The following is a 4,993-nucleotide window of genomic DNA, read 5'->3' on the forward strand; positions in this document are numbered from 1 at the left end:
GCGGCCACGTCTCGGAGAACCACTGAGAGGGGCGGTTTCGGGATCCGACAGCAGATAGCGCTGCACTGCCCGGTCCGGCTTGTCGGGACGGATCGAAATGCATACTGACATTGTCCTATGAATGATAGGAAAATGAGTAATATCAACAGGGAGTCAAAGAATGAAAATCGAAGATCTGGAAAAACTTGAAAGTGAAGGCCTGGAGACGTTGACCTCCATCGAACGGCGCCGCTTCCTCCAACTTGGGATGGCGGTTACCGGGGTGTATCTCGGGGGGACGGTCCTGTCGCTGACGTCTGTCCGCGACGCTCAGGCCGCCGACATTGTCCCCGAGGTCGGTCGCTACCCCTACAATCCCCACTATGCGATGGTCATCCGCGAAAAATTCTGCATCGATTGCGAACGCTGTAAGGAGGCGTGTGTCAAAACCAACAACGTCCCTGTCTACGGTTTTCGTACGACGATCCTTGAACGGCGACGGACAGTTGCCGGAGGCGCCTTTGAAACGATCTTTATGCCGGTGTTGTGCAATCAGTGCAATCGGCCGCCGTGTGTGCGTGTCTGCCCGACCACGGCGACCTGGAAGGATGAAAAGACCGGTATCATCGTGATGAAACCCGACCGCTGCATCGGCTGCAAGACCTGCATGACCGCCTGCCCGTACAATGCCCGGTACTTCAAGGAAGAGACTCGGGCCGTCGACAAGTGCGATTTCTGTTGGGAATCGAGATTGTCGAAAGGAGAGAAGACGACGGCCTGCTCCGAGGCCTGCCCCGCCGATGTCCGGGTTTTCGGTGATCTGGCCGATACCAAGAGCAGGGTCTTTGAACTGCTCCACACTCCGGAAACAATCGTCTGGGTTCTCCGCCCTGAGGTTGGGGCGTTGCCCAATGTCTATTATGTCAATGTCTAGGGACAGTAATTGATCATGCCTGTCTCCTGCTCCGCCCCGGCTTCGTGCTCTGGTGCGGCAGGGGAGAAGGCGATCTTCAAGAGATGGAGGAAAAAATCGTCATGAAAAAAAGCTTGTCTATACTGGTCGTTGGCATCCTGCTGTTTTCCGGGGCCTGGCTCAGGGCGGCAGAGGAAGAGAAGGCTGTCGAAGAGTACGATGAGGATACCTACGGCCCTCTGGCGCCGATCATTTGGGAGAAGCCGGTCAGGAGTGTTGTTTTCGAGCACAAGAACCACACCCAGGGGGCCGGCCTGGAATGCGACTCCTGCCACGATGAGCTGTTCCCGATGGAGGCAGGGGCGTCGGCGGAGAATGAAGACTTCACGATGGAGACGCTGTATAACGGCGGCTATTGCGGTGCCTGTCATGACGGCGAGACCGCATTCGCCTCGAACAAGCGCTGTACCGCCTGTCATATCGGGGTACGCGGTCAGGCGCGGCTGTCAGGTAGTGCCGATGCCGTAGAGGGGCATGGCACGAAATAACCCCCTCTTTGCGCAGGAGCCTCTTGTCGTCGGCAAATACCGGCAGCATGAGGCTCCTGCCGCCTCTCTCCGCCACAGATTCCTCTCTTTACCTTTTCAGTTTCCGCCCCAGGTTCTCAAATTGGGCGTATATCTCTCCCTTCAGTGAAGCACATTCTCTCAGCAGCAGCGCATTCTGCGCCCATGCTTCAGCTTTGTTGTATATCTATTTGTAAATATTAAACTATTTCATTCTGTTCTCCAGCGCCTTATATATCCTCTGGGGGGGTGTAATTTCGTTCGAAATCAACTTCGCTAAATATAATATTTAAAATCAGTATGTTAGCAAGTTACTCATAGGGCGCATAATGCGCCCTTGTCGAACAGGCCAAAAGACGCAATTTGCGCCATCCGCTGCAACTTCAACGAGCCCCCATTCTTCCGGCGCTACGTTGGATAATCAAACATTAATTCATTAAAACAGCCATATATCAATTTTGGAAGGATTGGTTCTCCTCATTTTTTCTACGATGGCACGCCTCTTGCTATTAAAGAAGTAACTGAAAGACAACAATCGTCGACAGAGACGAGGAGGCGGCCCATGAACAAGAATCGAAATCAGCAACGATCAGCCTGGAATCAAATAAAGTTTTTCAAGCCTGCAGGGAAACAGTCGAAGGTCGCTGAATCCTGCTGGCTGGTCCTGACCCTGGTGCTTTTTGTCATCATGGGCCCTTTTGCCGCTCCGGTGGCTCTCTGCGCCGTTCTGAGCTTACCGTCGGAACAACGGGGTGAGTCCGAACCGGAGTTGCTGGCGGAACCGGTGCGTTACCAGTTTCGCTGATACATTGTCATCAGAGGTTGGTTACCAGAATCATTCATGCAGGAGGCTACAATGAAAGAATCACTCACATCAGTTTTACCTTCACGGCAGATTGCCGGCGCTCCGGTCTCCAATGGGCTTATGGTCGTGGCGTTGCTCTTTCTCGTCGCCGGGGTCGGGGGCGGTATCTATGCCTTTGTCGTCGGTCACCATCACGCCTTTGCCAATACCCGGGAGATGCCGTGGGGGATGTTGATCGGCGTTTATGCCTATTTCGCCATCATCTCCACCGGCCTCTGTCTGCTGGCGGCGATCAGCCATCTTTTCGGCGGCAATAAGCTCGCGCCGCTGGCCAACCGGATGGTATGGCTTTCAATCGTCTCTCTGCTCGGCGCCTTTCTGGTCATCGGCCTGGAGATTGAAAGTCCCTGGCGGATGGCACTGGGGGTTATCCTGCACCCGAACCTGACCTCAAATATCTGGTGGATGGGGACCTTGTACGGGATGGCGGTCGGTATCATGCTGATTGAGATGTATCTGCTGGTCACCCGCCGTTTTGCCCAGGCGCTGATTTTAGGTGTCGCCGGTGCGGTCGCCGAGGCGCTGGCCAACAGTAACCTCGGGTCGGTCTTCGCCTCGCTCAGCGCCCGTCCTTTCTGGTATGGGCCGCAGCTGCCGATCTTTTTCCTCGCCTGCGCCTTCCTTTCCGGCGCCGCTGCAATCGTGCTGTTTACCCATCTCTCCCATGTCCTGTCAAAGGAGAAGGTTTCGCCTACCGTCTTCTTCGGCATGCGGTCAGCCGGCAAGGTCATGGCCCTGATGATCTTTCTGATCGGTATCGCCACCGCGTGGAAGTTTGCCAACGCCTACAGCGGCAACAGGGAAATGATACTTGCGGCCGATGCCATGGTGAGCGGCCCGCTGGCGACCAACTTCTGGCTCTTTGAAATCGGCATCGGCCTGGTCCTGCCCTTTGCCCTGCTGCTCGTCAGCCGGCTGAACTCGGTTCAGGCGATGTCGGCCGCAGCGCTGATGGTCCTGGTCGGCCAGTTTTTCTCACGGTTCAACATGGTTGTCTCGGGTCAGATCGTTCCTCAGTATGCAGGTTACGACAACAGCCTGCCGCTCTATCTCTCCTACACCCCGACAGCGGCGGAGTGGCTGCTCGTCATCGGCGGCATCGGCCTGGTCGGCTACGGCTTCCTGATCGGCGAGAGATTCCTCGGCTCGGTCTTCAGGGCCGATGAGACGCATTGAGAGTGGAGCGGAACTGGAGAAAAAAGTGAATTACTTAACGGACTGCAAGTGAGGCTGAAATGGATACGGACAACAAAGCGATATTCACGGTAGGAATGGCGGCCAAGATGCTCGACATCCATCCCCGGACCCTTCGGAATTACGAGGATAAGGGATTGATCGTGCCGACCCGCAAAGGTGATTGGCGTTACTATACGATGCGGGATATCCAGTGGATAGAATGTCTGCGTGAGATGATCCATGTGCACGGGGTCAGCATCAATGCGATCAAGAAACTGCTGAAGTATACGCCGTGCTGGAACATCATCGATTGCAGCTTCGAACGCCGCAAATGCTGTTCAGCCTTTTTTTCCAACACTCTCGTGCCGAAAAAGATCGACCGTGTTGCCAGGATTCCCCAGATCGGCAACCGCGAAGATATCGCCGCCTGATCCCGTCTGTCTGCCACGGGGCCGCTGATCGTCAGGCCCCGTGAGACTTGCGGGGGTGTTCATCCGCCTGATCTTCTGGATCGCCCCTTTTCTTAGCCTGTTCGCCTGCCGAACAGGCTTTTTTTTTGCCATCACGACATCCTTCCCCATCTGCAGATTTTTCGCATACCCTCCAGGGCGCAAACTGCGCCCATTCCCTGTTGTTGATAAAACATCGTTACATTTTGATATTATTATATAAGATGAAAAAATCATGGGTTTCTTTTCAGAGATCACCAGCTCCATTTCACGGCAAAAAAGACGCATTATACGCCCATATTGTGATCTTGAGGCGTCGAAAAAGACAAATCAGGAACAGCATCAAATTTCGAGGTAGTAGATGATATTTTTATTTAATTGTAAATACAAATACATGCAGATTTTGTGCAAGTTGTTTGGCAGGTTGGGGTAAAAAAATATATTGCAACAAGTTGACAATTACTGTTTACAACTATAGCATGAAAAAAAAGCAGCATAACATGTCATACAATGTGCCGGCCGGCAGGTTGTCAGAGGAGGGGCGAGTCATTGCGATCGTTCCGACCTGGTTGGATCAATGAACAGCGGTGGAGGGATATATGGAAGCGATTATATTTTTAGTGGCCTGGATCGGATGTGCGACGCTGCATACTGTGTATGAGCTGAAGATCAAGCCGTTATTGGACAACATCGGCAAGGATGAGACCGATATCCCTCTGCAGTAGACCTGGTCTGACGTAGGTATCGAGTGCGGTGGGGAAAAATTTCAAATTCCCAGGGTGATGCAACGCTGTCGGTTCGAACGGGTCGGACCGGGTATCATGACGGGACAGACAAACGGGAGTAACAGAGAATGAACAGAATGTTGGCGGGGGTACTCCCCCAGGAAGGCGGTTTAGAGGCGAGCGTATCGGGGAAATACGCAGCGGCGATCGGTCTGTGCGGCCTGCTGACCCTGGTCGGGGTGGGAGCGGGCATCCATTCCCTGTACGTCGGGCACGAGCATACCTTTGGGGTCAGCCGCGAGGTACCCTGGGGGATCCTG

6 protein-coding genes and 1 pseudogene are annotated in these 4,993 nt (G+C 54.0%); all 7 read left to right on the plus strand.

Annotation, left to right across the window (positions count from 1 at the left end):
- Window positions 1-160: 160 nt before the first annotated feature.
- Window positions 161-913: a 4Fe-4S dicluster domain-containing protein gene (locus HNQ81_RS17110; RefSeq protein ID WP_183352622.1), complete on the plus strand. Its 753-nt coding sequence runs from the start codon at window positions 161-163 to the stop codon at window positions 911-913.
- A gap of 101 nt (window positions 914-1,014) precedes the next feature.
- Entirely contained in the window at window positions 1,015-1,440 is a 426-nt protein-coding gene (locus HNQ81_RS17115; protein WP_183352623.1) for a cytochrome c3 family protein, read from the plus strand.
- A 580-nt stretch (window positions 1,441-2,020) separates the two neighbouring features.
- Window positions 2,021-2,263, plus strand: coding sequence for a hypothetical protein (locus HNQ81_RS17120; RefSeq protein WP_183352624.1), 243 nt, complete (start codon window positions 2,021-2,023; stop codon window positions 2,261-2,263).
- A 51-nt stretch (window positions 2,264-2,314) separates the two neighbouring features.
- A complete protein-coding gene (gene nrfD / locus HNQ81_RS17125) occupies window positions 2,315-3,499 on the plus strand; it encodes an NrfD/PsrC family molybdoenzyme membrane anchor subunit (protein ID WP_183352625.1) in 1,185 nt (394 codons plus the stop codon).
- Window positions 3,500-3,558: 59 nt separating this feature from the next.
- Window positions 3,559-3,930: a MerR family transcriptional regulator gene (locus HNQ81_RS17130; protein ID WP_183352627.1), complete on the plus strand. Its 372-nt coding sequence runs from the start codon at window positions 3,559-3,561 to the stop codon at window positions 3,928-3,930.
- Window positions 3,931-4,547: 617 nt separating this feature from the next.
- On the plus strand, window positions 4,548-4,673 hold the full coding sequence (locus HNQ81_RS17885) for a hypothetical protein (protein ID WP_275888791.1): 126 nt from the start codon (window positions 4,548-4,550) through the stop codon (window positions 4,671-4,673).
- A 128-nt stretch (window positions 4,674-4,801) separates the two neighbouring features.
- A pseudogene (locus tag HNQ81_RS17135) lies at window positions 4,802-4,993 on the plus strand (NrfD/PsrC family molybdoenzyme membrane anchor subunit); the annotation flags it as partial.

Source organism: Desulfoprunum benzoelyticum (assembly GCF_014201505.1).
Lineage (GTDB): Bacteria > Desulfobacterota > Desulfobulbia > Desulfobulbales > Desulfocapsaceae > Desulfoprunum > Desulfoprunum benzoelyticum.